At 68.5% G+C, this 1,248-nt stretch carries 2 protein-coding genes; both read right to left on the bottom strand.

All coding sequences use genetic code 11. The features are described from left to right. Positions 1–354: hypothetical protein (locus ACFPZI_RS37125; protein ID WP_381371575.1), on the bottom strand; the 354-nt coding region annotated here is incomplete at its 3' end. Continuing rightward, positions 351–1,205, bottom strand: a complete 855-nt coding sequence (locus ACFPZI_RS37130) for an IS5 family transposase (RefSeq protein WP_381371576.1) — start codon at positions 1,203–1,205, stop codon at positions 351–353. The genes ACFPZI_RS37125 and ACFPZI_RS37130, both read right to left, overlap by 4 nt. Positions 1,206–1,248: the final 43 nt, after the last annotated feature.

Consider the following 1,248-nt stretch of genomic DNA (forward strand, 5'->3'; position numbering starts at 1 on the left):
GCGGGTGAGGCGTCCGAGGCGGCTGCGGGTGACGTTCAGGGAGGAGTCGTCGATGGGCATGCCGAGGAGTTCGTGCAGGTCTCGGACCCGGAATTCCTGGTCGGGGTGCTGGTTGAAGGCGTTCACGATGGCCTGGTAGGCGGTGGACTGCTCGGCCGGCTCGGATACGGTTCCAGTCGGCGCGAGCTCGGCGAAGACCTTTCTGGCTGTGGCCAGTTCGGCCAGCCGGGCCTCGGCGTCGCCCAGGGCGGTGGCGAGGTGCTCGATCTGCCGGCGCAGGTCATCGGCCCTGACTGTGACCCGGTCGTGCTCGGCCTGCAGGCTCGTGAGGAGGCCGGTGATGTCGTTGTTCATGCGGCCGCCACGATCTCGTCGCGCCAGGCCGGGGAAGGCGCGGTGAGGCGGCGGGTCATGTTCGCGGTGGCCGCCCAGTAGACGCGCGAGGCGGCGGTGTCGGGCCGGTGGTCGTACTCACGCACCAGACGGCGGTGGAGCATCAGGGTGCCGTTGACCTGCTCGACCACCCACCGCTTCGGTTGCGGGACGAACCCTTTGGCCTTGTCGTCGGGGTTGCGGACCACGGTCTCGACGGTGATGCCGAGCAGGGCACCGTGGATGACGGTCTCGTCCTTGAACCCCTGGTCCACCAGGGCTTTCTCCAGGCGGTTGCCGCACCGCTCGGCGGCCTGGGTGAGCAGGGCGGTGCCGGCGGCGTTGTCGTGGGCGGAGGCGGCGAGCACGACGACTCCGATGATCAGGCCCAGGACGTCGACCACGAGTCCGCGCTTGCGGCCCGGTGTCTTCTTGTTCGCGTCCAGTCCCGTCGTGGTCTTGGGGACCCCGGCCGCCGCGCGGACGGACTGGGTGTCGATGACCACGAGGGACGGGTCCTCTAATCGCTTGGCTCTCTCCCGCACCTGGCAGCGCAGCAGTTCCTGGATCCGCTGGTCGAGCCCGTCCTGGCGCCACAGCGTGAAGTAGTAGAACACCGCCGACCAGGCGGGCAGGTCGTGCGGGAGGTAGCGCCACTGACAACCCGTCCGGTTCTGGTAGAAGATCGCGTTCACGACCTCCCGCAGGTCACAGGAGCCCGGATGCCCCGTCGCCGACCGTGCCACCCGCCCCTGCTTCCACGACTCGATCATCGGCTTGAGCAGTTCCCACTGCTCGTCCGTCACGTCACTCGGATAGTCCGGTCTCTCCATAGCCGCACAACATCACTCACGCCCCGTCCAGCACGCCAGTACT

The organism is Streptomyces chlorus (genome assembly GCF_042655885.1).
Classification (GTDB): domain Bacteria; phylum Actinomycetota; class Actinomycetes; order Streptomycetales; family Streptomycetaceae; genus Streptomyces; species Streptomyces chlorus.